This is a genomic window from Shewanella sp. K8, assembly GCF_028823715.1.
GTDB lineage: Bacteria > Pseudomonadota > Gammaproteobacteria > Enterobacterales > Shewanellaceae > Shewanella > Shewanella algae.
Window position 1 is genome coordinate 1 of record NZ_JAPEHY010000042.1, and the last position, 26012, is coordinate 26012.

At 56.9% G+C, this 26012-nt stretch carries 26 protein-coding genes; 2 read left to right on the forward strand and 24 right to left on the reverse strand.

Annotated elements, in window-relative coordinates:
• Window positions 1–158: 158 nt before the first annotated feature.
• From ON072_RS18460 to ON072_RS18575, 24 genes are all read right to left on the reverse strand, one after another.
• A complete protein-coding gene (locus tag ON072_RS18460) occupies window positions 159–1391 on the reverse strand; it encodes a beta-ketoacyl-ACP synthase (protein WP_144218268.1) in 1233 nt (410 codons plus the stop codon).
• Window positions 1388–2089 (reverse strand): 3-ketoacyl-ACP reductase FabG2, encoded by a 702-nt coding sequence (locus tag ON072_RS18465; RefSeq protein WP_274626136.1) that lies wholly within the window; start codon window positions 2087–2089, stop codon window positions 1388–1390. The genes ON072_RS18460 and ON072_RS18465 overlap by 4 nt, the downstream gene beginning before the upstream one ends.
• Window positions 2086–2577 carry an ApeP family dehydratase gene (locus tag ON072_RS18470; RefSeq protein WP_144380207.1) on the reverse strand — a complete coding sequence of 164 codons (492 nt, stop codon included), beginning with the start codon at window positions 2575–2577 and terminating at the stop codon, window positions 2086–2088. Before ON072_RS18470 ends, ON072_RS18465 begins: the two co-directional genes overlap by 4 nt.
• The gene (locus ON072_RS18475) at window positions 2574–3764 is read right to left on the reverse strand and encodes a beta-ketoacyl-[acyl-carrier-protein] synthase family protein (protein WP_096142505.1); all 1191 of its coding nucleotides are present in this window, start codon (window positions 3762–3764) and stop codon (window positions 2574–2576) included. Before ON072_RS18475 ends, ON072_RS18470 begins: the two co-directional genes overlap by 4 nt.
• Before the next feature lie 31 nt (window positions 3765–3795).
• A complete protein-coding gene (locus ON072_RS18480; RefSeq protein WP_096142504.1) occupies window positions 3796–4479 on the reverse strand; it encodes a DUF3261 domain-containing protein in 684 nt (227 codons plus the stop codon).
• Window positions 4476–5732: an NAD(P)/FAD-dependent oxidoreductase gene (locus ON072_RS18485; RefSeq protein WP_062793396.1), complete on the reverse strand. Its 1257-nt coding sequence runs from the start codon at window positions 5730–5732 to the stop codon at window positions 4476–4478. The genes ON072_RS18480 and ON072_RS18485 overlap by 4 nt, the downstream gene beginning before the upstream one ends.
• Window positions 5729–8086, reverse strand: a complete 2358-nt coding sequence (locus ON072_RS18490; protein ID WP_261753092.1) for an MMPL family transporter — start codon at window positions 8084–8086, stop codon at window positions 5729–5731. Before ON072_RS18490 ends, ON072_RS18485 begins: the two co-directional genes overlap by 4 nt.
• The gene (locus ON072_RS18495) at window positions 8086–8940 is read right to left on the reverse strand and encodes a LolA family protein (protein ID WP_261753093.1); all 855 of its coding nucleotides are present in this window, start codon (window positions 8938–8940) and stop codon (window positions 8086–8088) included. The genes ON072_RS18490 and ON072_RS18495 overlap by 1 nt, the downstream gene beginning before the upstream one ends.
• A complete protein-coding gene (locus ON072_RS18500) occupies window positions 8937–9374 on the reverse strand; it encodes an acyl-CoA thioesterase (protein WP_107005770.1) in 438 nt (145 codons plus the stop codon). The genes ON072_RS18495 and ON072_RS18500 overlap by 4 nt, the downstream gene beginning before the upstream one ends.
• Entirely contained in the window at window positions 9371–10924 is a 1554-nt protein-coding gene (locus ON072_RS18505) for an HAL/PAL/TAL family ammonia-lyase (RefSeq protein WP_261753094.1), read from the reverse strand. The genes ON072_RS18500 and ON072_RS18505 overlap by 4 nt, the downstream gene beginning before the upstream one ends.
• Window positions 10921–12633, reverse strand: a complete 1713-nt coding sequence (locus ON072_RS18510) for a glycosyltransferase family 2 protein (protein WP_144380209.1) — start codon at window positions 12631–12633, stop codon at window positions 10921–10923. The genes ON072_RS18505 and ON072_RS18510 overlap by 4 nt, the downstream gene beginning before the upstream one ends.
• Entirely contained in the window at window positions 12630–12992 is a 363-nt protein-coding gene (locus tag ON072_RS18515; RefSeq protein WP_044735409.1) for an ApeI family dehydratase, read from the reverse strand. The genes ON072_RS18510 and ON072_RS18515 overlap by 4 nt, the downstream gene beginning before the upstream one ends.
• Window positions 12985–14355, reverse strand: a complete 1371-nt coding sequence (locus ON072_RS18520) for an AMP-binding protein (protein WP_144380210.1) — start codon at window positions 14353–14355, stop codon at window positions 12985–12987. Before ON072_RS18520 ends, ON072_RS18515 begins: the two co-directional genes overlap by 8 nt.
• Before the next feature lie 10 nt (window positions 14356–14365).
• Window positions 14366–14914 carry a COG4648 family protein gene (locus tag ON072_RS18525; protein ID WP_144380211.1) on the reverse strand — a complete coding sequence of 183 codons (549 nt, stop codon included), beginning with the start codon at window positions 14912–14914 and terminating at the stop codon, window positions 14366–14368.
• A complete protein-coding gene (locus ON072_RS18530) occupies window positions 14914–15162 on the reverse strand; it encodes an acyl carrier protein (protein ID WP_025010131.1) in 249 nt (82 codons plus the stop codon). The genes ON072_RS18525 and ON072_RS18530 overlap by 1 nt, the downstream gene beginning before the upstream one ends.
• Window positions 15163–15171: 9 nt before the next feature.
• On the reverse strand, window positions 15172–15426 hold the full coding sequence (locus ON072_RS18535; RefSeq protein WP_025010130.1) for a phosphopantetheine-binding protein: 255 nt from the start codon (window positions 15424–15426) through the stop codon (window positions 15172–15174).
• Window positions 15413–16210 carry a lysophospholipid acyltransferase family protein gene (locus tag ON072_RS18540; protein ID WP_144380212.1) on the reverse strand — a complete coding sequence of 266 codons (798 nt, stop codon included), beginning with the start codon at window positions 16208–16210 and terminating at the stop codon, window positions 15413–15415. The genes ON072_RS18535 and ON072_RS18540 overlap by 14 nt, the downstream gene beginning before the upstream one ends.
• Complete coding sequence (locus ON072_RS18545) at window positions 16207–16935, reverse strand: beta-ketoacyl synthase chain length factor (RefSeq protein ID WP_054744177.1); 729 nt, start codon at window positions 16933–16935, stop codon at window positions 16207–16209. The genes ON072_RS18540 and ON072_RS18545 overlap by 4 nt, the downstream gene beginning before the upstream one ends.
• Window positions 16936–17179: 244 nt before the next feature.
• The gene (locus tag ON072_RS18550; protein WP_261753095.1) at window positions 17180–18046 is read right to left on the reverse strand and encodes a DUF3014 domain-containing protein; all 867 of its coding nucleotides are present in this window, start codon (window positions 18044–18046) and stop codon (window positions 17180–17182) included.
• A 188-nt stretch (window positions 18047–18234) separates the two neighbouring features.
• A complete protein-coding gene (gene recG / locus ON072_RS18555; protein ID WP_025010126.1) occupies window positions 18235–20310 on the reverse strand; it encodes an ATP-dependent DNA helicase RecG in 2076 nt (691 codons plus the stop codon).
• Window positions 20311–20480: 170 nt separating this feature from the next.
• Window positions 20481–20720 carry a YrhK family protein gene (locus tag ON072_RS18560; protein WP_037474551.1) on the reverse strand — a complete coding sequence of 80 codons (240 nt, stop codon included), beginning with the start codon at window positions 20718–20720 and terminating at the stop codon, window positions 20481–20483.
• 170 nt (window positions 20721–20890) lie between these two features.
• Window positions 20891–21496, reverse strand: a complete 606-nt coding sequence (locus tag ON072_RS18565; RefSeq protein WP_045283266.1) for a hypothetical protein — start codon at window positions 21494–21496, stop codon at window positions 20891–20893.
• 45 nt (window positions 21497–21541) lie between these two features.
• Window positions 21542–21910, reverse strand: coding sequence for a nuclear transport factor 2 family protein (locus ON072_RS18570; RefSeq protein WP_274626137.1), 369 nt, complete (start codon window positions 21908–21910; stop codon window positions 21542–21544).
• A 46-nt stretch (window positions 21911–21956) separates the two neighbouring features.
• Window positions 21957–22424: a hypothetical protein gene (locus tag ON072_RS18575; RefSeq protein WP_144134953.1), complete on the reverse strand. Its 468-nt coding sequence runs from the start codon at window positions 22422–22424 to the stop codon at window positions 21957–21959.
• Between the two features lie 529 nt (window positions 22425–22953).
• Here ON072_RS18575 and ON072_RS18580 point away from each other — a divergent pair.
• Window positions 22954–24246: a hypothetical protein gene (locus tag ON072_RS18580; RefSeq protein WP_208159173.1), complete on the forward strand. Its 1293-nt coding sequence runs from the start codon at window positions 22954–22956 to the stop codon at window positions 24244–24246.
• Between the two features lie 124 nt (window positions 24247–24370).
• Complete coding sequence (locus ON072_RS18585) at window positions 24371–25924, forward strand: L-lactate permease (protein ID WP_274626138.1); 1554 nt, start codon at window positions 24371–24373, stop codon at window positions 25922–25924.
• Window positions 25925–26012 lie beyond the last annotated feature (88 nt).

The window sequence follows — 26012 nt, forward strand, 5'->3', positions numbered from 1 at the left end:
GAATACTTCTTTCTGAAAGTCAGAGAGGCGTTCCCCGGAGATCCGCGATGAACCTGAAAAGAGGCCTGCAGTGCCGATGCATTCCGCTAAAGCTTTCTTGGGCTTCCTCTGGTTTTCTAGGGCTGCCTCTGGTTTTCTAGGGCTTCCTGGGGCTAAGCTCAGTCCTGCCAGCGGCGGAAGATCAGCGAAGTATTGATGCCACCAAAGGCAAAGTTATTGCTCATCACCAAGTCGGTATCCAGTGCCCGGCCTTCGGCGCGAATATAATCCAGCTCGGCGCAATCCTCGGCAACATTCTCCAGGTTGATGGTGGGGGCAAACCAGCCGTCACGCATCATCATAATGCTCCACCAGGCCTCCAGCGCGCCGCAAGCGCCCAGGGTATGGCCGGTATAGCTCTTCAGCGATGAAATCGGCATCTGCTCACCAAATACTGCGACAGTAGCCCGGCTCTCGGCGGCATCGCCGCGGTCGGTGGCCGTACCGTGGGCGTTGACATAGCCTATCTGCTGCGGCGCTATCTTGGCATCTTTGAGCGCCAGCCGAATCGCCTTTTCCATGGTGTCGGCGTTAGGTTGCGTCACATGCAGGCCGTCTGAGTTGGTACCAAAGCCCAGCACCTCGGCGTAGATGCGGGCGCCTCTGGCCTTGGCATGCTCCAGCTCTTCGAGCACCAGGGTGCAGGCGCCTTCGCCTATCACCAGGCCGTCCCGGTCGCGATCGAAAGGCCTGGGGGTCAATTCAGGAGTGTCGTTGCGGGTACTGGTGGCAAACAGGGTGTCGAACACGACCGCTTCTGTGGGGCAGAGTTCTTCGCCGCCACCCGCCAGCATCAAATCCTGCTGGCCATACTTGATGGCTTCATAGGCATAACCTATGCCCTGGCTGCCGGACGTACAGGCGCTACTGGTGGTTAATACCCGCCCCTTGAGGCCGAAAAATACCCCGACATTGACCGCCGTGGTATGGGCCATCATGCGGATATAGCTGGTGGCGGTGACGCCGCTCATATCGCCGTGTTTGAGCATGTCGCCAAAGGCGGTGATGGGATCTGTACTGCCGGTGGAAGAGCCGTAGGCTATGCCCATGGCGCCTGAGGCTATCAGAGGATCATGCAACAGGCCGGCATCCTCCAGCGCCATTTCACTGGCGCGGGTGGCCATCAGAGACACCCGCCCCATGGAGCGGATCTTCTTGCGCGAATAGTGTGCCGGAGTGCTGAAGTCGCTGACCGGCGCCGCCAGACGGGTGTGCAGGCCATCGAACCTGTCCCATTCATCCATGCGAACCACGGCATTTTGGCCTGCCTGCAGCCTGGCCTTGACGCTGTCCCAATCCTGGCCCAGGGCGGAAATGCCGCCCATGCCGGTAATCACCACCCTACGGCTCATAGCATGCCTCCGTTGACCGAGATCACCTGGCGGGTGATATAACCGGCTTCGTCAGACATCAGGAAGTTGGCCAGGGCAGCTATCTCTGCAGGCTGGCCCATGCGCCGCAACGGCACCAGTTGCTGTACCAGTTCGGGGCTGAAGGCATCGACCATTTCGGTTTCGATAATCCCGGGAGCGATGCAGTTGACCGTGATCTTACGTTTGGCCAGCTCCAGTGCCAGCGCCTTGGAGGCGCTGTAGTTCACCTGGCCACGGTTACCGGCCAAACCGGAAACCGAAGACAGCGTAATGATGCGGCCGCCCTTGCGCCGTTGGATCATCGGCATCAGCGCCGGATGGATCACATTGTAGAAACCATCGAGATTGGTGTGGATGACACCGTCCCACTCGGCCTCTGTCATCGCCGGGAAAGCCGTATCGCGGGCGATTCCGGCATTGAGAACCAGGCCGTGATAGGCACCGTTGGCTTCTATGTCGGCCTCAATGACTTGGCGGCAGGTCTGGCGCTCGGCGACATCGAACTGCAGCAGGCTGACCTTGACGCCCAAGGCTTGGATTTCGGCGGCGCTGGCCTCGGCGGCGGCTTGATTGGCATGAAAGTGCAGGGCGATATCAAAGCCGGACTGCGCCAGGCGCAGGGCGATAGCCTTGCCTATGCCGCGGCTGGAACCTGTGACCAAAACTCTCTGTGTCATGCGGAATCTCCCTGCATCGCCTCCAGACTACCGGCAATATAGGCCTGGGTGTCCTGGGGCTGAAAAACGTTTACATTGGCGCTGGCGATCTCTGTGTCGCCATCAAAGATGCGGCAGTCGAACACTGCCAGTCCCGTGTCTTCCTGATAGAGGCGCTGCACCTGAGTCAGGTATTCGCGTCCGGGCAGGAATCCCGGGATATGCATGCTGAGCTTACGGCTGCCCAGCAAAAAACCGACCCGGATAATATCACCGCGGGCCTCGGCTTCCACTCCGGCCAGTGCTGCTATGCTCTGGGCCATATATTCTATGCCGACATAATTGGGCACCAGAGCTCGGGCGTCATCGAAATAGGGGCTCTGCTCACTAATCTTCACCTTGGTCAGCAGCCTGTCTTGGCTGTGCTCGACCACGGCGTCTATCAGTATCATGGGCGCCCTGTGGGGCAGAAAATCGGCGATATCACGCTCGGTTAAAGGCTGGGTCATTCCGGGGCTCCACGGCTGAAGATCAGGCTGGCATTGCTGCCGCCAAAGGCGAAGGAGTTACTCATCAGGTGATTCAGAGAGTGGCGGCTGCCCTGTTTGACCAGCGGCAGTGCGGGATCCTTGCCATCCTGCTCACCATCCCACAGATGCGGCGGCAGTTGTCCATCAGGGTTGAGGGGCGACAACAGCAGCCAGCAGAATACCGCTTCCAATGCCCCGGCGGCGCCCAGTGCGTGGCCGGTCAAGGGCTTGGTGGAACTGCAAGGCGGCAGTGCTTCGGCAAATACCGAGTGCATGGCGCGGCTTTCCATGGCGTCATTCTTGGGGGTGGCAGTGCCGTGCAGATTGACATAGTCGATGTCATCAGGCGTCAGCTCCGCCTGCTTGAGTGCCATCTCCATGGCGGCAATTGCGCCGCTGCCCTCGGGATGGGGCGCCGAGATATGGTGGGCATCGGCCGACTCGCCGACACCGGACAGCAGCACCTGGCCGCTTCCTCTCTCCAGGGTAAACAGCGCCGCGCCTTCACCTATGTTGATGCCGTCGCGGTTGGCGCTAAAAGGATTGCAGTGCCCCTTGGAGACAGACTCAAGCGCATCGAAGCCGTTGAGGGTCAATTGGCACAGGCTGTCGACCCCGCCGACTATCACCATGTCGCACAGTCCGGCGTCCAACAGCCGTTTACCGGCGGCAAACACCTTGGCGCTGGAGGAGCAGGCCGTCGACAGTGTGTAACAGGGACCGCTCAGCTTGAACCAGGCTTGCAGGAAGCGACTGGTACCCCCCAGCTCCTGCTGAAAATAGTGGTAATCCGAAGGGAAATGGCCGTGGCGATTGCGGTACTCCAGTGCCTCTTCGCCCTTGGAGATCCCTGAGGTGCTGGTGCCTATGACAACCGCGATGCGCTCCTTGCCATATTTGGCCTTGGCGGCTTCCACCGCCGGGGTAATTTGCAGCGCGGCACACAGCAACAGGGCGTTGTTACGACAGTCATAGTCGGCAAACTCGGCGGGAATGGCCGGTAATTCGCTGTTCACTACCCCGACTATGGCCGGCCGTTCAAACAACAGGTTGTCGCGGCTGACCATGCCGCGGCTGTCACCGGCGAGCAAGGCGTTAAGCACCTCGTCGGCCCGGTTGCCGAGAGGGGTACAAAAACCCGCATGATTTATGGCTGTAGTTGTCATATCTCTGTTTTGGGATCCGGCCCTGTATCCATTACAGGGGCTTAATGTTCAGTTTTAAATCGGCCTGCGGCATGTTCATGGCCACTTCCGCATGCCAGATGTCGGGGCTGGAGTAACTTATCCGTATCAGCTCGCGATTGTCATTGCTCAGCAATACCCGGCACAGGACGGCGGCGCAATCTTCCAGTTTCACCCTGGCACCATCCAGATAAGCGTTCAGCTTTTCCTCCGGCCAATAGATGAGCTGCAGCAAGGCCAGCAGATATTCTGCTTTAAACTCATTGCCGAGCAGCACACTCTGCTCGCTGGTCAGTGTATGTCCATCGTAGATCAAGGTAAACAGTGCTTGGCCCAGAGGTGCCAGCCCCACCACAGTCATCTGCTGCGGCTGCAGTTCCAGTTGGCTGATAAGCTCATGGCTCTGCTCCCCTCGTTGCAGCCGCACCTGCTGGCTGAGACTGAGCGTTTGCTCCAAAGTTTGAGCTTGAACCGAGTCACTGCCCTGGGGCTCATCTGGCTGCTTTGCGTCTTTGGCAGCCTTGGTATCAGAGGTTTGTCCCTTGGGCGCGGCCTGGTTCAGCGGCAGCGGCGCCAGACAATAACTGACATCCTTTGCCAGGGCAACGCAGGTTTGGCGATACAATAGCTGGCTGCAGCCACTCAGGCCAACCAGCACAGTGGCAAGCAGTAGCAAGCGGGTGACAGCGGCTGTCATAAGGCTTCCTCGACGGCGTCGCGGCAGAGGTTCACCACCAGATCCAATCTGCGCCGGGATTCACTGACAAAGGGGTTGTTGCTGTCCCAGGCGTAGCCCGCCAGGATAGAGCAAATCATCTGTTTTATTTTGGGGTTGGCGTCTTCAAAGAAGATCACCTCCTGGAATCTGCCGTCATACCAGGCTTCCACATAGGTGCGGAAGGTGTTGACCCCCAGCATCAAGGGCTCGGCATAATCCTGCTGCCAGTCTACCGCTTCCCCCTTGAGTTGGCGTACCAGACAGTCGCAGGCCAGACTGGCCGAGTGCATGGCTATGGTCACCCCGGAGGAGAATACCGGGTCGAGAAACTCACCGGCATTGCCCAGCAGGGCAAACTTGTCGCTGGCCAGGGTGCTGACATTGGCCGAATAGCCCTTCAAGGTGGCGCAGTCGCGGATCACTCTGGCGTCCTTAAGCAGCGCCTCCAGCCCTGGCTCTTCATTGACTATGGTGCGCAGTTGCTGCTCCAGGCTGCCTTCGAGTCTTGCCAGCAGATGCGGTTCGGCCACCACCCCCAGCGAACAGGTGCCGTTACTGAAGGGGATCAACCAATACCAGATATCCTTGTTGCGCGGATGCACGCTGATAAGGATCTTGTTACGGTCAAACTCCGGGTCGCTGATATTGTCCTCAATATGGGTAAAGATGGCCGAGCGGGCCGGCAGGCTGGAGGGGCATTCCAGCTGTAGCAATCTTGGCAGTACCCGGCCAAAGCCACTGGCATCCAGCAGATATTTGGCCTGCACTGAATAGACTCGTCCATTTTCGTCTGCCACTGTCAGCCGTGGTTCTGCGCTGAGATCTACCGCGGTGACCGTCTGGCCATAACGTATCTCTACCCCTTGGGTACTGGCGGTGTCGGCCAGCAGTTTGTCGAACTGGCCTCGGGGAACCTGAAAGGTGGTGCCGGGGCCCGGGGTAAACTTGTCACTGAAATCAAAGGTGGTGTAGCGGCCGTTGCGCCGAAAGGCGGCGCCGTTTTTAAACTGAAACCCGGCCTCGGCTACGGCTTCTGTCATCCCAGCCTGCTCCAGCACTGTCATGCAGCAGGGCAGCAGGCTCTCTCCGATGGAAAAGCGTGGAAATTGGGCCCGCTCCAGCACCAGAGCATCTACTCCTTGTTGTTTCAGCAGGCTGGCCGCGACCGAGCCGGATGGCCCGGCACCGATAATTACCACATCGACTTGTTCCACGGCATTGGCAGTGTTCACTTTGCATTCCTTGTAAGAGTTGAGGTTAGGGGAGCGAGTAACAGGGTAAAACCTATGCCCAGCGCCAGGGTCATGCCAAAGGCGGCAATGGCATAGGTGTCACTCAAAGCCAGCAGGCCAAAGGCCAGCAGGGTTGAGGCGGCAGACATCAGCACCGCCAACATCACGCCTCTGGGATGCTGTTTAGCTTCGGCAAAAAACAGGCTGTAGTCCACGCCTATGCCGAACACCAACACCAGTGCCAGGGCATGAAACAGGGTCAAGCCGCTGCCGAGCCAGCCAAGGGCGCCCAGAGTCAGAATCGCCGCCAGAGTCGGCACCAGCGCCACCCAAAGGCCGCGGCGCAAACCAAAGCGCCAGCTGAAAATCACCGCCGCTAGTGTCAGTGCCAGTGCCAGCATCAGCAGGGTCAATTGACGGTATTTGGCCATCAGCGCCGAGATATCGGCGACCTTGTCGACCAACTGCGCGCCCGGGTTGCTGCTTGCCAGCTGCTTGAGGGCGTCGAGATCGTGGATGCCACCGAGCAGCACTATGGCGGCGTGAGCCGTTATTCCGTCAGTGGGGGCGAGGTAGAGGTCACTCAGCCCTGAGGATTTAGCCCCTTCACTGGTGAGCCAGTCTGTGGCCGAGAGCGGCTGGAATTCGGCCCATTGCCTCGAGAGCGGCCCGGCCAGCTCGGCGTTCAGCCCCAGGGTGTCCAAAACCTTGTCTGTTTGGCGATAGATAAGCCCCTGCAACTGATGATCTTGCTGCTGGCGTTTGATGCTCGGCAAATAGCGGGCGATATTCACGCTGTTGCCGAGTTTGCCTTCAGCAATCAAACGCTCGAGCCCGGGCGCCAGCTGTTCGAGACGCTGCAGCATCTCCTCGGCGCTGTCACCTCGGACCAGCAGGAACTGGTTGTCTGTGCCGCCACTCAGCAGTTGCCTGAGAGTATTTTCCGGCTCGCTGACTGCTGGTGGGCTGCTCTGCAGCGCGCGGATATCATCGTTGGCCTTGAGGTTAATGCCGCCAAACAGCAGCAGTAACCCCAGTGGCACCAGGATTAACAGACTGCTGCGCCGACCGAGAGCTTGCCAGAGATTCAGCAAGCGTCCAGCCAGCGCCAGGCGGCTGTCTCCGGCAAGCAAAGGGCTGGCGGCTATGGCCGGGTAAGCCAGCAGCAGTGTCAGCCAGGTGAAAATCAGCCCGCTGGCACAGAACACGGCCACTTGTTGCATGCCGGGAAAAGGCGCCTGGCCTATGCCCAGGTAAGCGCCGACACTGGTGATCAAGGCCAGGGTCACGGCCGGGAATATCAGGCCAATCACCTGCCTGGGAGAAGCCTTGGGATGTTGCAAGCGCTCGCAGTAGAAGTGAAAGCTGTAGTCGATGGCGATTCCGATAAGGCTGGTGCCGAACACCAGTGTCAGCAGATGCAGTTCGCCAAACAGTGTCAGGGTAGTGACCGTCGCCGCCAGAAATCCACTGCCCAGGGTGAGCAGTGCCACCGTCAGCGGCATCAAGGAGCGAAACGCCAGCAGCACCAGCAGGATCACTCCAAGCAGGGAGACTAATCCGATACGGTTGATCTCGCTCTTGGCCGATTCTGTGGCGGCCGCGGCATGAAACAGGGCGCCGGCCTTGAGCACTCGAATATCTTGCGGCAGAGGCGCCAAGGCCTGCTCCAGTGCCTTGAGCTGGGTGGCCTGTTGCTGCGGGTTAAAGGCGCTGCCTATGCCCTCGGCCATCACTATGGCAGCATACTGGCCTTGCGGCGTTGGCGCCAACAGTATGCCATCTGCCTGGGTGAGACTGCGGCCCTCGGCCAGCGACTTGAGCCAGTCGGGGAACAGCAACAGCGGATCTTCGGCAATCAGGTCGCTGCCGGCGGCGCCAAAGGCGCTATAGAGCTGTTGCTGCGCGTTTTGAATCAGAGTGGTTAATTCACCGCTAGCGAGTTGCTGCCTCTGGCTGTCACTGAGCAGCCCCATGCGATAGGGGAAATAGAAACGCCCCAGAGCGCTGAAGCTGTCGGCCTCGGCGCTGCGCACTCTCTTAAAGGCGCCTTGCTCCTTTTCCAGCGCACTCAGTAGCTGTTTGCCGGCGTCGATCGCCTGAGGCTTATCCTTGGCAATCAGGCCGATATACACTTGATTGCCCAGTTTCTGCTCCATGCGTTTCAGCGCCGCTTCGGCGAGCGGATCTTCCTGTACCTTGGGCAGCATGGCGAGAATATCGCTCTGAATACGGCCGCCCTGTTGCCACTGCCAGACGCCAAGCAGAATAAGCAGCGTCAGCAGCCCCAGCCACAACAGCAGGCCAACCGGCGCCGAGAGCCAGGGACGAGCGGGTTCAGGGCGAGGCGACATCAGGGGGTCACCTCGGGAAAGAAGCGAGCGCGCTCGCTGTCATTGAGTGGGGATTTATCCAGTTCAGAGAAGAATATCTGGCTGATATCGCCGTTCTTGGCCAGCAGGGTCAGAGATTCGAGATCCTGATTGCCTTCGAGCACCATTTGCGGCAGCAGAGCCGCCATTGTCTGCTCCTTGGCCTTGAGTCCCAGTTGCCAATGACCCGCTTGGTCATTGAGCAGATAGAGTTCAAACCCCTGGCTCAATGCCTGAATATCACCGGAGAGCAGGGATTGCATCATGCGCGGCAGCATTTCAGCCACGGCCGCCGGGCCGGCATTGGCCTTGGTAACACTGAGCTTGCCTTGGCTGTCCTGCTGGATAAGCTCGCCCTGTTTCAGCAGCAAGAGGTTGCCGAAGGGAGTCTGCTGTTGCCAGAGCATGCCCAGCTCTCGCTGAAACAGAAATTCGCCGCTGCTGCGAAGTGGCTGCTTCAGTACCCTGAGCCAGCGCACTTGCTCAAACTGGCCTCGGCTGCTGTCGCTGAGAGCCATCTTAGTGCTTAACTGCTGCAGGGCCTGCTCTGTGGCCAGGTTGGCAAAGAGTTTGTCGAATGCCTGCGCCTCCGGCCTGATTTTTCCCTTGGCTTCGGCGGCCAATACTGCCACCGGCTCTGTCTGAGTGTTATCAGCCGGCGCCACTTTTCCCAATGCCATAGTGGCTGGCGCCACTTCTCCTAATGCCATAGTGGCTGGCGCCACTTCCCCTAAAGCCATGTTGCTGCAAGCGGCACCAAACCAAACCAGTCCCAGCAGCCCAAGCAGTAAGGCGGGCTGCCGAGTGAGCCGAAAGCCGAAAGCTGAGGGTTTCATGGTTTGGCCTCGGCGGCCGCGATGAAGGGCGCCAGGCGCTCGCGGAATACCGGCGGGGTCACCAAGCACAGTTCCTGAGTCTGCATATCCACTGCGGCCTGTATGGTGTAGCCCTTGGTGAGGCGCTCACCGCTGGTGGCGTCGCAAATCTGGTAGTTAATCTTCAGCCGATTTTCCCACTCAACCAAGGCGGCACTCACCCGGATCTTCTGCTCGAAACGGCTGGGTTTGACGTATTTCAGCTGCAGATCTACTATCGGCCAGGCGTAACCTGACTCCTGCATTCGGCTGTAGCCGTAGTCGAACCTGTCCAGCAGCTTGCAGCGGGCTATCTCAAAATAACGCAGATAGTTGCCGTGCCAGGTAATGCCCATGGAATCGACATCGTGGAAGGGGATCTCCAGCTCTATTTCAGTGCTGAGGATGGCTTTCATCGGCACACCTCCCACTCCCCGGCTTGGATCTTGGCCAGGGTTTGCCGCAACAAGGCTTCCAGCGGCCTGTCTTCAATCAAGAGTTCAAAGTCGGCTTCCAGCTGCGCCAGGGTGGTAGCTACTGACTCGGTCAGCGACTCACGTTCCAGTTCACCGCCGAGCAGGCGCAGGCGGATCCCCTGACTCATGGCCAGCAGTGCGGCGGCGGCCACCTGCTCGGTCAGTTCCAATACCCGCAGGGCATCACGGGCGGCAATGGTGCCCATGCTGACCTTGTCCTGGTTGTGGCACTCGGTAGAGCGCGAGAACACGCTGGCGGGCATAGTGTGTTTCAGTGCCTCGGCGGTCCAGGCCGAGCAACCTATCTGTACTGCCTTGAAACCGTGGTTGATGGGGCTGCGCTCGCCCTGGCTGGCCGACAGGTTGGCCGGCAGGCCGTTGTTGAATTTGGGATCCATCACCAGAGCCATCTGCCTGTCCAGCAGGTCCGCCAAATTGGCCACCGCATTCTTGAGGCTGTCCATGGCAAAAGCGATATGGCCGCCATAGAAGTGGCCACCGTGGAGAATATGTTCCCCCTCGCCGTCCACTATCGGGTTGTCGTTGGCGCTGTTGAGTTCGGTCTCGATAAACTGGCGCATAAAGGGCAGGGCATCGGCCAAGACCCCGATAATGTGCGGCGCGCAGCGAATCGAATATCTGTCCTGCAGTCGGTCAGAGTTGCGTGGGTGCTCATGGTGGTTGAGGTCTTCACGGATCCAGGCCGCGACCTGGTTCTGCCCCGGATGCGGCTTGGCGGCAAACAGTATCTCGTCGAAATGGTTGGAGTTGCCCTTGAGCGTCAGTGAGGCCATGGCGGTAATGCGGGCGCACAGGCGGCTCAGGTACTCGGCCCTGTCATAGGCCAGACAAGCCAGCGCCGTCATCACGGCGGTGCCGTTCATCAGTGCCAGGCCCTCTTTGGGCCTGAGCTTGAGGGCGCTGATCCCAAGTTCGGCGTAGACCTCGCTGGTGGCGCGGCGCTGTCCTTGATAGAAGACCTCCCGCTCGCCAACCAGTACGGCGGCCAGATAAGACAGTGGCGTGAGATCGCCGCTGGCACCCACAGAGCCTTCCTCCGGGATCACCGGCACTATGTTGAGATTCAGCAGCAGGGCTATACGCTCCAGCAGCTCATAGCTGACACCGGACTTACCCACGGCCAGTGAGTTGAGGCGACAGGCCATCACGGCTCTGGCCTGGGGGATCTCCAGCACCTTGCCCATGCCGCAACCATGAAAGCGCGACAGATGCAGCGGCAATTCGTGTACCAGATCCGGGCCGACATTGACGGTACAGGAATCGCCGTAGCCTGTGGTGACCCCATAGACCACGCCTTCTTCATGAAGCAGGCTGTCGATAAAGCGGGCGCCGCGCTGGATATAGTCACGGTACTCTGCACTGGCGTTGAGGGTTACCGGCGCTCCTTTGGCGATGGCGACCACCTGTTCCAATGTCAGTGATGTTTGGCCGAAGCCGACCGTCTTGGCGGCCAGAACTGTTGCGCTCATGAATTGTCCTTGGGGCGGTCAGCAACTTGGTCCTGCCGCCAAAAATCAAAAAAGTTAAACCACTGCAGTGGTGCCTTGCGGGCAAAATGTTCCAGTCGCTGGGCATAGAGGCCTGCTGCCTGTTGCAGTCGCTGCTGCCGCTTGGCTCTCGGGCCTTTGAGGCTCTGCTCGAAGGGCTCGAGCCAGACCTTATAGCCCTGCTGCTCCCGCAGGCAGAACATGGTGTAGATGGGGCAGTCCAGCAGACCGGCCAGAATAAAGGGGCCCTGGGGGAAGGGCGCCATTTCGCCGAGGAACGGCACTTTCACCGTGCGACCCGGGCTGTGGCTGGAGGTGCGGTCGGCGGCAATCACCACCAATTCTCCGGCCTCGACCTTACTTTGCAACAACATGGAGGTGGCCGGATTGAGTTCGGTGACCTGGAGTAAGTTGAGTTCACTGTCCGGGTTCAGCTGCTTGAGCACCCGGTTGAAGTTTTCGGCATTGCGGGTCATCACCATCACATTGACCTTCACCTTGCGCTGGTGAATGGAGATGGCGCGGCACAGCTCGATATTGCCAAGGTGAGACACCAGCAACACGGCTCCCTGGCCGCTTTGTAACTGCTCGGCCAGCTGCTGACGGTCGCTGAACTCCACCTGCTGCAAGCGAATGCGATCGCACCAGGCATCGATGCGATCCAGCGCGGCATTGCCAAAGGCGAAGAAGTGGCGCAGGCTGTCGCGCCAAGTCACCGGCTGACTGAGGCTCGGGTGCTGTGGCTCCAGTGCCTGTACCCGCTTTAGAAACGCTTGTGACGCCTCGCGGGCCTGTCGCCCCGTGATAAAGAAATAACAGATCACCGGGTACATGATCGCCCGTGCCAGCCAGTGGCCGCCGAAACGATAGCTTTCGGCCAGCAGCTTGATACCCCAGTAGCTGCCCCGCTCCTTGACGTTAGACCAATGAGCGCCTTGGGGGTTGTCTTGTGCCGCTTGGGTTGGCCCCAGTTTCTGCCCCTTGAGCTTGCGCCACAGCATGGAGAAAAACAGCCTGGTGTGCAGCTTGCTGATCCTTACATTGTCGGCCAGCCCCTGAAAATGGCTGCTGCCGTCTTCCGGGTAGATCACCTTGGTGGGAATATGTTCTATGGCAACACCGCGCCAGTAGAGACGCACCATGACTTCGATATCAAAGTCCATCCGCTCGCCGAGGGCTTCGCTGCTAAGCAGGGCCTCGGTGGCCGCCAGTGGATAGATTCGAAAGCCGCACATGGAATCGCGGATATCCAGGCTCAGGGTCTCGACCCAGACCCAAAAATGGGTCAGGTAACGGCCGTAGAGCCGACCCTTGGGCACGGAATCATCATATTGCGGCAGGCCGGAGATCAGCGCCTTGGGGTTGAGCTGTGCTCTGGCTATCAGCGCCGGAATATCTTCCAGATTATGTTGGCCGTCGGCGTCCACCTGTAGGCCATGGGAAAAACCCGTGGCCCAGGCGGCGCGCAGGCCTGTCATCACGGCGGCGCCCTTGCCGCGGTTATAAGGGTGATGCAGCAGGCTGACCCAGTCGCTGTGTTGTTCGGCCAACTGTTGCAACAGATAGCGGGTCTCATCGTCGCTGCCGTCGTTGATCAAAAAGCAGGGCAGCCCCAGTGGTTTGAGGGCTTCCAGCGTCGCAGCGATATGGCCCCTGTGGTTGTAATTGGGGATGATCAGCGCCAGCTTCATTGCTTGGCCTCTGTCTTGAAGGCGATACGACCCGAGCCGAACTTCTGTTCGCCGTCGCTGTAGCTGAAGCTCAATTTGCCCTTGGCGGGGTTATTGCTGATGCTGAGGGTGACTTGCATATTCGGCAACAGCAGTTGCTGAAACTTGAGCACCTCGAGTACCGCGACTTCGGCATCATAGCCGAATGCCTGGCTGCCGAGACGCACGGCCCAGTCCAGTTGAGTCACGCCGGGCAATACCGGCTGGCCGGGAAAGTGGCCGGCAAACATAGGCAGCTCGGCCGGAATGCTCAGGCACCAACTGGCTTCATTGTCCTGATGCCGGTGTTGAAGAATGGGCGGAAGAACAGACTTAATCATGATCAAACAGCTCAAGAATATCGTTTTTGAGCAACTTGCCCTGGGCGTTGAGCGGCAGCTGCTGTGGATAGCGCCAGCGCCTTGGCAGAGTCACACGTTCAAATTGGCTCAGCAGATGGGCCTTGAGGGCGTTGTTGATGCTGAGTTTGCCCTCGGCTTCCAGCTGTGCCTTACCGGCGGCGGAAAGCTCTACCGCCGCGCCCAGTTGTACCCTGGGGTTTTCCAGCAGCACCAGATGCGATTGGGTCACCCAGGGATGGGCGTTGAGCAAGGTTTCCATCTGCACCAGAGACAGGCGCTTTTCCTCTATCTTGACGATGCGGTCCAAGCGGCCTTCGAGGCAGAATTGGCCTTCGCCCAGCAGCCGAACCTTGTCTTCACAGCGGTATTGGCCGTCGTCTTCGAGATAGGGCGAGCGCAGCAGCAAAGCGCCGTCGCTGTCATTGCTCAGCTCCATGGGGGCAAAGGCCTGCCAGGGCGTGTCGCTGCTCTGTTGGCGCCGATAACCTATGCCGCCGGTTTCCGTGCTGCCGTAGACCTCGATTGGCAGGCTACCGTAGCAGCGCTTGACCCCTTGGGCGGCTTCCAGGCTCAGGGGCCCGCCGGAGCTGAAGATCAGGCTGGGAGTGTGCAGCTGGCGTTCATGCTCCAGCGCATCCGGCAGCCTCGACAGCTGCGCCGGGCTGCTGATCAGGCACAGGTTGGGAAATAGGGCGGTGTAATAACTCAGGGTTTCCGGGTATTCCACCAGATCGCTGAGGAAGGGGCGACTGGCCGCCAGTGGCCAGAGAATCTTAAACAGCAAGCCATAGATATGCTGGTGGCTGACGGTGGCAATCACGCTGCAGTGTGGCAGGTGAGCGGCGAAGGTCTGCTCCAACACACTGACTTCGGCATCCAGTTGCTGCAGACGCTTGCGAACCGCCTTGGGTTGGCCGCTGGAGCCTGAGGTGAACAGCAGCAGTTCGCCGAACTCATCCCCCTCGGCCATCTGCGGCCAGGGCGAGTGGGGCAGTGACAGCTCTTTTTTCAGCTCGAGCCAGATCTTGCCCTCACACAGGGGGCGGTCTGACACTATGGCATCAAACTCCTGGGTCAGTTCGCTGAGAGTACCCGGCTGAGTGTTGGCCGGCAGTATGATCTGCTTGCCCGACAACAGGGCGGCGCAGAGGCCAACGGCGAACAGATCGCTGCTGTCGCAGGCCAGTAACCAACGCTTTTCCGGCCGGGCTTGCAGGCGCTGATGCAGATGATAGACCTGGGTGGCGAACAGTGAACCCGTGACTATGTCATGGTGGTTAAAACTGATCAGTTGTTGCCCTGCGGGGCCTTGGGTAAGCCAGGTTTTCAATAACTCTGTCATAACTGTCCCTTTATGATCGCTTCAGACAAAAGTGGCGATAGAGCCATTCTCCGCCACCGAGCAGCCCCATCAGCAGATAGGCTATCAGGCCGTTGTACAGGGTCCAGGTCTCCAGGCTGGTAAACAGCGCCGTATAAGCCGCCGTGCCGCCGTTGAAGACAAACAGACCGCACCAGAGTTGTGTGACCCTTACCAGGTAGGGCCTGGCTTCCTCGGGCAGATCCGGCTCGGCCAACCTGGCCAGACGTTCCACCATGCTGGGACCTTTAAGCAGCGAAGAGGCAAACAGCACCAGCATGCAGGCATTGACCAGCACAGGGTAGTACAGCAGCCAGTCCTGACGCTTGGCGAGCAGGCTGCCGAGCGCCAGCAGTAACCCCAGAACGACCGGGGCGGCCAGCGCCTTGAGCTTTTGCTTCCCCAGCAGCAACCTGGCACCGAGCAAGGCCGCCAGCAAGAGTGCCAGGCCATTGCCCGGCAGATAGTTCAGCCCCAGATATACCGCCAGGGGATATCCCAGCAGCAACAGGGCCGTGACTGTCTGAGCCAGGGCACGCATCAGTCTTTAACCAGTCCCTCGATGGCGTTAACCACGTCGTTGACCGTCCGTACCGACTTGAATTCATCGGGCTGGATCTTTTTGCCGGTCAGCTGCTGCAGTTTGATCACCAGATCCACCGCATCTATGCTGTCCAGATCCAGCTCTTCATAGAGGGAAGCCTCAGGGGTTATCGCCTCGGCATCCACTTCAAACTCATCGACCAGGATCTTGCTCAGCATTTCCAATATCTGTTCACGGCTTTGCATGAGCACCTCCTACGCGCGCTGGGATTCGATAAACGCGGCAAGGCTGGCAACACTGTAAAAGTGGGCCTTGGTTGCCTCTGAGTTGGCTTCGATCTTGACGTCGAACTGTTTCTTGATCGCCAAGCCCAGCTCAAGTGCATCGATGGAATCCAGTCCCAACCCCTCACCGAACAGCGGTGCTTCGGTATCTATATCGTCGATACTGATATCCTCAAGATCGAGGCAATCTATGATTAGCTGTTTAATTTCGTTATGTAAGCTCATAATTTATATCTAATTGTTGTTTGTAATAGGTTTCCAGATCTCTGGTGAGTTGGCGCGCCATCCGGGCATCGCCACCGCTTTCGGCATCATACCTCAGATGCGCTATGCTTGCCCCGGTTTCCACTTGCATCTGTATGGTGCGTCTCGGGATTTCGTACCAGGGATCCTGTTTGGTGAGTCCGGGATGAACCACCCTGAGTACCACTGGCAGAATATCGGCCCCGGTGCGTAGGGCGATATTGGCCGAACCGCGGGCAAAGGGATTGATCACTGCGCCTTTTACCGTGCGGGTGCCCTCGGGAAAGATGATCAGATTGGTGCCTCTGGCCAACACTTCACGGCAGTCCTGTAGCAGCAGCTCGGCGCCGCGATTGGGAATATAGCCGGCGGCGGAGACGACTCCGCGCAGAAAGGGGTTACGCCACAGTCCCTGTTTTACTATGCAGCCGGCATTGGGCATCAGGCTGATTAACACCACCACATCTATGAGGGTGGGGTGATTGGCAATCACCACCATGCCTTTGGCCTGCCGTAATCGCTGCAGATTTACCGTGCTGACCCTGACCACGCCGGCCCAGGTCAACATATGCACGAAGCCGCGGAACATGTAGTGCACTGCTTTTTGTACTCTTTGAATGCGCACATCGCGCTCGCCGGGCCAGAACCTCAGCACAGGTAAAATGGTCAAGGAGCTCAGCAAGCCGCCGAGGCCGAAGGCGATATAACAGCTGATGCCGGCGAGCCAACGGGGAAAATAGCCGATACCGGTTTCCGGGGCTGTCATAGCGGCTCCCTTGAGGGTTCCAGCTGCCAATGCCAATGGGCCAGTTGCCCCTGGATTGCCGTGCCGTTTGCCAGTGCCTGCAGCAGGGCGCCGAAGCTCAGCGGCTGCCCGGCGCCGGTCTGCTGGCTCAGGGTAACTCGGGCTATGCCGGTAACATTGGCCGGGGCCAGCTGCAGAGACAAGGCCAGCGGCAGTTCCATCTCTTGGGTAAATTCATCATAGACTGGCGGCACAGGGTCATCGCCGAACACCAATAGCAGGGGGCTGGGGTCCTCGGCCAACTGGGCCCAGGCTTCCAACATGGCTTGGGACAGGGTATCTGTGCCCGCCGCCACTGAAGTTGAAGCGCCTGTGTTACCCGTGACTATGCCAAACAGACCGCTGGCGGTGTTGTGAACAGATTGGCTGAAACCCATGGGAGAGAGTGGCTGCCTGGCAATAATATCCTGCAGCAGTTCTATGGTGCGATTGAGTTCGCCATGGCGCGAGGCAAATACGCTGCGGCATTGGCTGGGGGCTTCAGCCTGAAAGGCGGCTTCCAGCATCATCTTGCTCAGGCGGCTGAAACGGCGCCGCTGCATGGCGGCAACCTGGGGTAACTTGGGGGCAATGCGATCGCTGTCATCAAGGGCGCAGTTGCTACTTTGCCACTGCTGCCAATCTTGCTGCTGTTGATACTCCGGGGACCAGGCTCCCCAGGAGAGAATACTGAACGCTAGTTGCACTGCTTTGCCTCTGACACAGATCTTTGTTGCTATCCCTTACGGGTCGTGAGGGAGTGAATCTGTCGGGTCGGAATGCGACCGCCGTACCGATTGCCCGTTCCCTCTGAAACACCGGTACAAAGGGCCATATTCTACACTGAAAGTACGGGTTTTAAGAAGGGGTTTAGGTTACAGCTAAAGATCAGTTACAACTTTTCGCTAACAAGGGAATCACCCGGCGGGCGCCGGGTGATTCAGATGCCGCTCAGTTGCTCAGCTGGCTCTGCAGCCGCCGCAGTACCGTCTTGATCTTACGAGTGTTGTCGGGACCCATACGTACCAGCATTTTCTGCGCGTTGGGCAGGGCTTCCAGTTTGGGATCGACAAACTTGTAGTTCACGCTGATGGCGTACAGCTCGATAGGATCTTCTATCACTGGGGTTGCCAACAGCACCTTGATGGCTTGTTGCATCCGCTCATCGAATTTGAGGTTGGGGTAACCCAGCTCATCGAAGGCCTGCTCCAGCAGCGGCGACAACTGACGATAGGTGTTGAGCAACTGCTCGTCGTTGAGGCCGGTGAGGAAGTCGGCGTAAAGGTCGTATCTGTGGTAGCTATCCGGATCCAGATAGGTCTTGTTGGAGATTTCAGATACTGTGAAGGTGTCGCTCGGGCCTTTCATCGGACTGGTTTTACGGGCCAGTTCGCCTTGGGCCAGATTATCGACAAACACCACGAACTGGCGTACCAGATCTTGTTCAACCAGCAGTGGCTCTATCTTCATGCCATCAGCCATTGCCACGGCCTTTTCATGAACATATTCATCACTTTCGGCCAGTGAAGGCAGAGGTTGTTCCTGCTCGACTTCGGGCTGAACCACTTCAGGTTCTGGCTCGGGTACGGTTTCAGGTTCAGGCACCTGGACTTGGGTTTGCAGCGGTTCGCTGGGAGCGGGTTCGGGGAGTTCAACCTGGGTGGGCTCTGCTGCTTGCTGCGGCTCTTGTTCGCCGCTGAAATAGTAGTAGGCTCCTCCTGCAATCAGCAATACCAACACCAATAGGATGATAGCAATGCCACTGTTGCCAGAGGACTTTTCCTGCGGCGCGATTCTATCTTCTTGATTGACTTGCATTGGATTTCCTTTCATTGATACCTGTGAGGCAGCGCCTCTCCCATTCTGCAAATATTGGCCATCTTGTCCAGCGTTCGGCCGCCTGGCAGCAGGATTTATTTGTGAAATATTGCCAGTAGAGCAGATCCTGTGGTGATTGACTTGAATCCCGGCTGAACTCTCGGCAACTTTGTGACCTTTTTAGCGCACTAGGCCTGAACATACTGCTGCCGGTCGCCCAGCCAACGCTGAATGATGGCATCGACATTCTCCGGTGCCTGGCTCATCACGTGGCGAGCCAGTTTCTGGATGTGAGGAATAAGCGCCTGATCCCGTACCAGATCGGCCACCTTCATATCGGCTATACCTGTCTGGCGGGTGCCCAGTACTTCACCCGGGCCGCGGATCTCCAGATCTTTTTGGGCAATGACAAAGCCGTCGTTGCTCTGGCGCAATACTCCAAGCCGTTTGGTGGCCGTGTGTGACAACGGCGCCTTGTACAGCAGGACGCAGTGGCTGGCCACGGCGCCACGACCGACCCGGCCGCGCAACTGGTGCAACTGCGCCAGCCCCAGCCGCTCCGGGTTCTCGATGATCATCAGACTGGCGTTGGGCACATCGACCCCCACTTCAATGACTGTGGTGGCCACCAACAACTTGAGTTCGCCGCGTTTGAAGCTGTCCATGACTTGTTGTTTTTCGGCGCTCTTCATACGGCCATGAACCAGGCCTATGCTCAGCTCCGGCAGGGCGGCACGCAGTTCTTCGCAGGTGTCTTCGGCTGCCTGGCATTCGAGCACTTCGGATTCTTCGATAAGGGTGCAGACCCAGTAGGCCTGGCGACCGTCATTGAGCGCCGCCTGACGTACCCTGTCGATCACCTCCTGACGCCGACTGTCACTGATGGCCACTGTGGTGACCGGGGTTCGCCCCGGCGGTAACTCGTCGATGATGGAGGTATCCAGGTCCGCATAGGCGGTCATCGCCAGGGTGCGGGGAATAGGGGTCGCCGTCATGATCAGCTGGTGGGGATGAAAACCCTGGCTGATGCCTTTCTCTCTCAGCCCCAGGCGCTGATGTACGCCGAATCTGTGTTGCTCATCTATGATGATCAACGCCAGCTTGTGAAACTGTACCTGCTCTTGAAAGATGGCGTGGGTACCTATCACCATGTGGGCACTGCCGGAGGCGATATCCTCCAGCGACTGGGCCCTGGCCTTGCCCTTGAGCTTGCCCGCCAGCCAGCCGACTTTGAGCCCCAATGGCTCCAGCCATTGACTGAAATTAATTGCATGTTGCTCGGCCAACAGCTCTGTGGGCGCCATCATGGCCACCTGATAACCGTTTTCTATCGCCTGCAGTGCGGCCATGGCCGCCACCAGGGTCTTGCCCGAGCCAACATCGCCCTGAACCAGGCGCATCATGGGTTGCGGCTTTTCAATATCGCGGCCGATATCTGCCACCACTCGCTGCTGCGCCCCCGTAGGTTTAAAGGGCAAGGCGGCGAGGAAGGGATTGAGTAAAGCGCCGGTGGCGGGCAAAGGCACGGCTTTGTCATGATTACTGCGCTCCCTGAGCTTGAGCATAGACAGGTTATGCGCCAGCAGTTCTTCCTGCACCAGGCGTTGCTGCGCCGGGTGTTGCCCCTGTTCCAGACGGTAGATATCGACATCCGCCGGGGGCCTATGCAGGGTGCGCACCGCCTGAGCCAGGCTTTGCTGATTGGGGCGCAGCGCCTCGGGCAGCAACTCCTGCAGTCCGTCCTCCTGCAGCAGGTTTAGAGCCTGCTCGGTCAATTTCATCCAACTGGCCTGCTTGAGCCCTTCAGTGGTGGGATAGATGGGTGTCAGGGTTTCACTGAGGTTGGGCGGTTCGTCGCCCTTGAGTATCTTGTAATCCGGATGAATGATCTCGGCCTGGTGGTTACCTCGGCGCACTTCGCCGTAGGCTCTAATGGTCAGACCTTGTTGCATGGCATTGCGCTGGGCGGCTGAGAAATTGAAGAACCTCAGGGTCATGGTGCCGCTGTCATCACGGACATTGCAGATCAACATACGCTTGCGGCCATTGATGATCTGGCTGGACTGAATTTCGGCTTCTATGGTGCCGTAGCTGCCGGGAGTAAGGCTGGCTATGGGGTAGATGCGGGTTCTGTCTTCGTAGCGCAGCGGCAGGTGGAACAGCAGATCCTGTACCGTGTTGATTCCGAGCTTGTGCAGTTTCTCAGCCATTTTAGCGGCTACGCCCTTGAGCTCGGTGATAGCAATAAGATCCAGTCTCTGCAAACCTTTAGCACCGGATTACTGTGAATTTATACATATACTATCAGAGAAATAGCCCTTGGCAATGCGTTGCGTTTATCGGCTGGGTAAAGTGTGGAGCAATGGTGGCAGGGCTTCTGCCTGGGGGCGAGTGTATGGCAAAAGCCCTGATATATTGGTGGCAGATTAATCTGTCAGCGCCACCAGTTCAGCAGGGTGACCAGGGGCTTTATCAGTAGCTGAACACTGCCTATTACAAACAGCCAGGCGCCGATAATAGTGTGAACATCTGTGAGAAAAAAGAAGCTGCCCAGTAGAAAACAGAGAGCGACTATCAGGTCGCTTAGGGTATTGAACAAGGCGTGTTTGGGAAGAGGGGTGGCGGGGGCTTTGATATCTTGCTCGGCAAAATATCGCTGCTTACTGTCGATCATGGTTCCTTCTTGGTAGTTATGATTCGCCGCGATACCTTAACGCTGCCATCCTCCGAGCGCAAATCTAATTCCCTTTGTTTTTGTGTGTATAAATATATCAACATAATCATTGAATTAAGTTAACAGCTGGCCCCTTTGGTTTGTCAGGCTTGGCTAAAGAGTAGCGTAACTTAACGGCCCAGGCCTGAACCCTGGGTAACTGTTATTTCGCCGTTAAAGCCTATCAGTTCGGCGAGTGTTTGTGCGTAGGCTCTGGCCTTGTCTGTGGCCTGCTTTTGAGGTTTGAACAGGCCAAAACCGAGTCGCTCACGCTCAGCAAAACAGAGTACCACGCTGACACTTATGAGCTCTTCGTCAGTCAGGTGTTCAAGCATGTGACTTCTGAATCTTTCGTTATAGGTATTGCGTTGCACCTCTATGCGGCAGAGTTGACTGAGAGGCTTGCTTTTTCCGCCCCGGAAGAAGCAGCCCTGTTGCAGATCCAGAGTAACGGGTTTGAGCAGGCGGTAGAGGTTCAGGCCCATGATGATGCCGCTGAGCCCCAGCACTATAGCTATGATGGCAGCCGTAAACCAAGTGTCCTGTCTGGCGGGGTCCAACACCAGTACTCCCAGAATTCCGGCAAGCATCGCCAGTAGTCCCCAAAGCGCGTATTTCAGTTGCGTTTGCCTGCTGCGCCAGACGAGTTTCAACTTGCCTGGCTCAGCCTCGAGCTTTGTCATCAGCATATGCTGCTGATATTGGCATAGCCTGGTCTGCTGTGGGTTTTTGGTCATAAAATGGTCACCATGAAATCAGTAGTTCGTCGTAAAACCCAGTGCTCAAACCAGCAGGCTCGAGTGAGCCGCTATCAGTTGCCAGCCGGTTGTCCTGTGCAGCCAAACCCGGGTAAAGCGAAAACGGCCGTTGGTCGGCGCTTTGGCATAGCTGCCTTGAATATTCACCTCCGCCGACACTATCGTAGTCCCCTGATGCAGCCGTATCTCTTCGGCCAGGATGTCTATCCGAGTGATGTTGAGCAGGCCTGAGCTGTGGGCATGCAGATCCTCTGCTTTGCCGAGCACTTGCCCCAGGTGATTGGTGAATATCAGTTGAGGCGACAACAGTCTATCCAGCAAATTGATATCCGAATTCAACATGGCGCTACGCAGTTGGCTTTCCAGTTGCTGAATGTCTGAGATGTGATTCATGGTTATTCCCAAGGCCTGATGAGTGACGGCAAAGAGGCAAGAAGGTTTAAAAAATACTGACTTTGGCACACTTGCCACAGTACCAGGAGTTCTGCCATTGATTCAGTGCCGCCTGGTATTGCTGCATCGACTTTCGCCCTCCCAAGTAGTTTTTCCACAGCCAATCGGCGCTCAGGATCAGAGTAAAACAGGAGACAAAAAAGCACAGCACTCCCAGCCAAAAACTGCTCCAGTTGCTGCCTGCCTGAAACCCCAGGTAGCCGCCCAAGAGTAGTCCGGGGAAAGCCGCCAGAAATAGCACCAAGGGCTGAGGGTCAGATGGCGGCGAGCAGCGCTTGGCCAGTTCGGTTTGCAGTTGGGCGCCACCCTTGAGTTTTTGTTTTCCATGCACAGAGAAGGGCTGGTTGTTCCACACGGGTTTGGCCGAGGCGCTGACTGAAACTTCTGTTGTGCCTTCGGCATGAATGGCTTTGAAGTGTCTGATATTGTCTGAGCCGCAATGTCTGCAACGCATTGATTGTTCTCCTTAACTTGGGCTAACTGGATCCCTGATTCTTCTCGTCCAAACAACAGCCTTCGGGTAACAAGCCTTTGCTGGTCGCCGAGTCATGGTAAAGCTTTTAGCCTCGGCGGTGAACCCGAAAACCAGCTACAGGCACTCTTTTTATCCGTATTCGCAGCGTTTGGGTAAACTCATATAAATTAACTTCTATGCACTTATGATGAAAATATATTCATTGGATGCTGGAAGTGTGAAAGATAGTTCATCTGCGGATGGCCAATTTCATATTGATCGATTGGATTGCCAATACAAATTTCGCCGGAATGTTTGCTAAAGCAGAGCGGTTTCAATATTTGAGCCGTATTTGGCTTAACTTAGTCTATACATCTGCCGAGGTAGACTTTATCTATTTACAATAATCATACAGGTTTGGCCCCATATTTAACTCATTGAGATTAATGAAAATACATTAGGAATTTATATTCCTTGAATATTAAATGGTTCAAAAAATAAATAAAAAATAATTGAACCAGGGGGCGTAATGACAGCAGCAATATCGGCAGTAGAAATCACCAGGGGCTCGGCACAGTGGAAGGCGGCAACCCGCTTCGACAGCACGGACTGGGGCTGGGTGGTCATGAGTATAGGCATGGCCATTGGCGCGGGGATAGTATTTCTGCCCATTCAAATAGGCTTGATGGGACTTTGGGTATTCCTGCTATCGGCCATTATTGGCTATCCAGCCATGTATATGTTTCAGAAACTATTTATTAATACCTTGGTGGAATCTCCCAAATGCCGGGATTATCCGGATGTGATTTCCGGTTATCTGGGGAAAAACTGGGGAATATTACTGGGTGTGCTCTATTTCTTGATGTTGGTGATTTGGGTATTGGTTTATTCGACCGCAATTACCAATGACAGCGCTTCTTTCCTGCAGAGTTTTGGCCTCACCAAACAGCTGTTGTCCGATAATCCTTTCTACGGGTTGGCACTGGTTTGCATCCTGGTGAGTCTGGCATCCAGAGGCGAGGCGCTGCTATTCAAGGTTTCATCCTTTATGGTACTCACCAAATTGAGCGTGATAGCGATACTGGGTTTCATGATGATAGAGCAGTGGGATCTGAATAACATAGGTGCGGTTCCCACTCCCCAGAGTGGCTTCAAAGACACTATCGTCATGCTGCCATTTACCCTGTCATCGATTCTGTTTGTGACCAACCTGAGCCCTTTGGTGATCTCCTATCGCGCCAGGGAAAAGTCGATAGAGGTGGCGCGCTACAAGGCTCAGAGAGCGATGAAGTTGGCCTTTGGCATTTTGTTTGTGGTGGTATTTTTCTATGCCGTGTCTTTCAGCCTGGCCATGGGGCATGACCAAGCGCTAAAAGCCTACGATGAGAATATCTCCGCCTTGGCCATGGTGGCTCAGGGAATCCCCGGAGACACCATCAAGCTGTTCAGCCTGATCCTGAATATTTTTGCCGTTATGACAGCCTTCTTTGCGGTTTACATGGGGTTTCGTGAAGCCTGTTATGGCCTGACCATGAACTTGCTGAGGCGCACCACTGCGGAAGAGAAGATCAATACCAAGTATGTCAATCGCGGCATTATTTTGTTCACCATACTGCTTGCCTGGGGCGCCATCTGTTTCAATGCGCCTGTGCTCAGCTTTACCAGCATCAGCAGCCCGATCTTCGGCCTGGTGGGATGTTTGATCCCGGCTTACCTGGTCTATCGGGTGCCTGCGCTGCATAAATATAAGGGCTTGTCTCTCTACATAGTTATCGCGACCGGCGCCTTGCTGTGTCTGTCCCCCTTGCTGACATTCAGCTGAAGCCTTGTGGCAAGGCCTTGAGCAGGTTGGAGTTCCCGCTCAAGGCCTACCCAGCTTCACCCCCAGGCTTTGGGACGTAATCCATCATGCAATTCACTCTATCTCTGGTCATTTAAGGAATCCTATGCACGAGTATTTGCTGTTTTCCCTGGGCGTATTACCGCTCTTGGTCATGATCCTGCTGATCCTGAAAATCAAGATGCCGATACATCAGGCGGTGTTAATCACTCTGTTACTGACCCTGGTCGAGGCAACCATTTTCTGGCATACCCCGGCACTGACCTTGGGCTCGGCCATGGCTTATGGGGTTATCAAAGGCATGTGGCCAATAGTGATAGTGATCCTGGGGGCCATCTTCAGCTATAACCTGATGCTTCAAACCCGCAGCATGGAGGTACTGAAAAACCTTCTCGCCGGGATCAGCGACGATAAGCGGATCCAGGTGTTACTGATCTCCTGGTGTTTTGGCGGATTTCTCGAGGCCGCCGCCGGATACGGTACTGCAGTGGCGATTCCTATCGGGATATTGATTGCTTTGGGTTTCAAGCCGCTGAAGGCGGCGATTGCTTCTCTGGTGGCCAACACAGTGCCTACGGCGTTTGGTGCCGTGGGGATCCCTGTGTCGATTCTGGCTGAGCAGGTAAACCTGCCTGTGACTGAGCTCAGCGGCGCAGTTATCGCGCAGCTGGCACTGTTTACCTTGCTGCTGCCTTTTGTGATTGTCGCCATCATAGGGGATGGGCTCAAGGCGATACGGGGAGTGTTTGGTATTTCGCTGGTATGCGGAATAGCAACACTGCTGCCGCAGTACTTTGTCGCCATTCATCTGGGAGCTGAGTTGCCCGCTTTTGCCGGCAGTTTGGTCAGTTTGCTGGTGGTGGCCTTGATGGCTAAAAAACGCCAAAAGCCCACCCCGGCCGCTTATCGTATCGACAATGACCAGTGCCGCATCACCGGCCACTACAGTGGTGGACAAATCTTCAAAGCCTGCGCCATCTATCTGCTGATCTTTGTGTTTATTCTGTTGTGCTCGCCGCTGTTTCCGGAAATCAAGAGCCTGCTGACTCAGGTGTCTTCCAAGCCGGTATTTCCGCTGGCCAATGGGGTGGAGCTGAGTTTGACCATTGACTGGATAGCCACGCCGGGTGTCTTGATCATTCTGGCGACCTTTATCGGCGGTACCCTTCAGGGAGCCTCATTGGCCAGCATGTTAAAGGTGTTCAGCGCGACGTTAAAGCAACTGAAAAACTCCATCATAGCCATCACCGCCATAGTGGCGATGGCAACCGTGATGGATGTCAGCGGTCTGATAACAGATATGGCCCATACCCTGGTGAATATTACCGGAGGGGCATATCTGTTTATCGCCCCCTTGATTGGCGCGTTGGGGACTTTTGTCACCGGCAGCGATACCAACTCCAATGTGCTGTTTGGTAAGTTGCAAACAGTGGCTGCGGAAAAGCTGCAGGTGGATCCGCTGTGGCTGGCTGCCGCCAATACCTCCGGAGCCACGGGCGGGAAAATGATCTCGCCCCAGAGCATAGCCATTGCCGTGTCTGCGACCCGGATGGAGGGCCAGGGCAGCGCTATCATGTCCGGCACCATCAAATACTGTATGGCTTACATCCTGATCCTGGGGCTTAAGGTGGGCCTGGTGTATTACCTGTTTATGAGCTGATGTCAGAGAATTTCTTCGACGAGGAGTTTACGCGAGGAGTTATTGTCTCGTGTACTCTTTGTGCAAAGAGAGCTTGCCGCTGACAGGC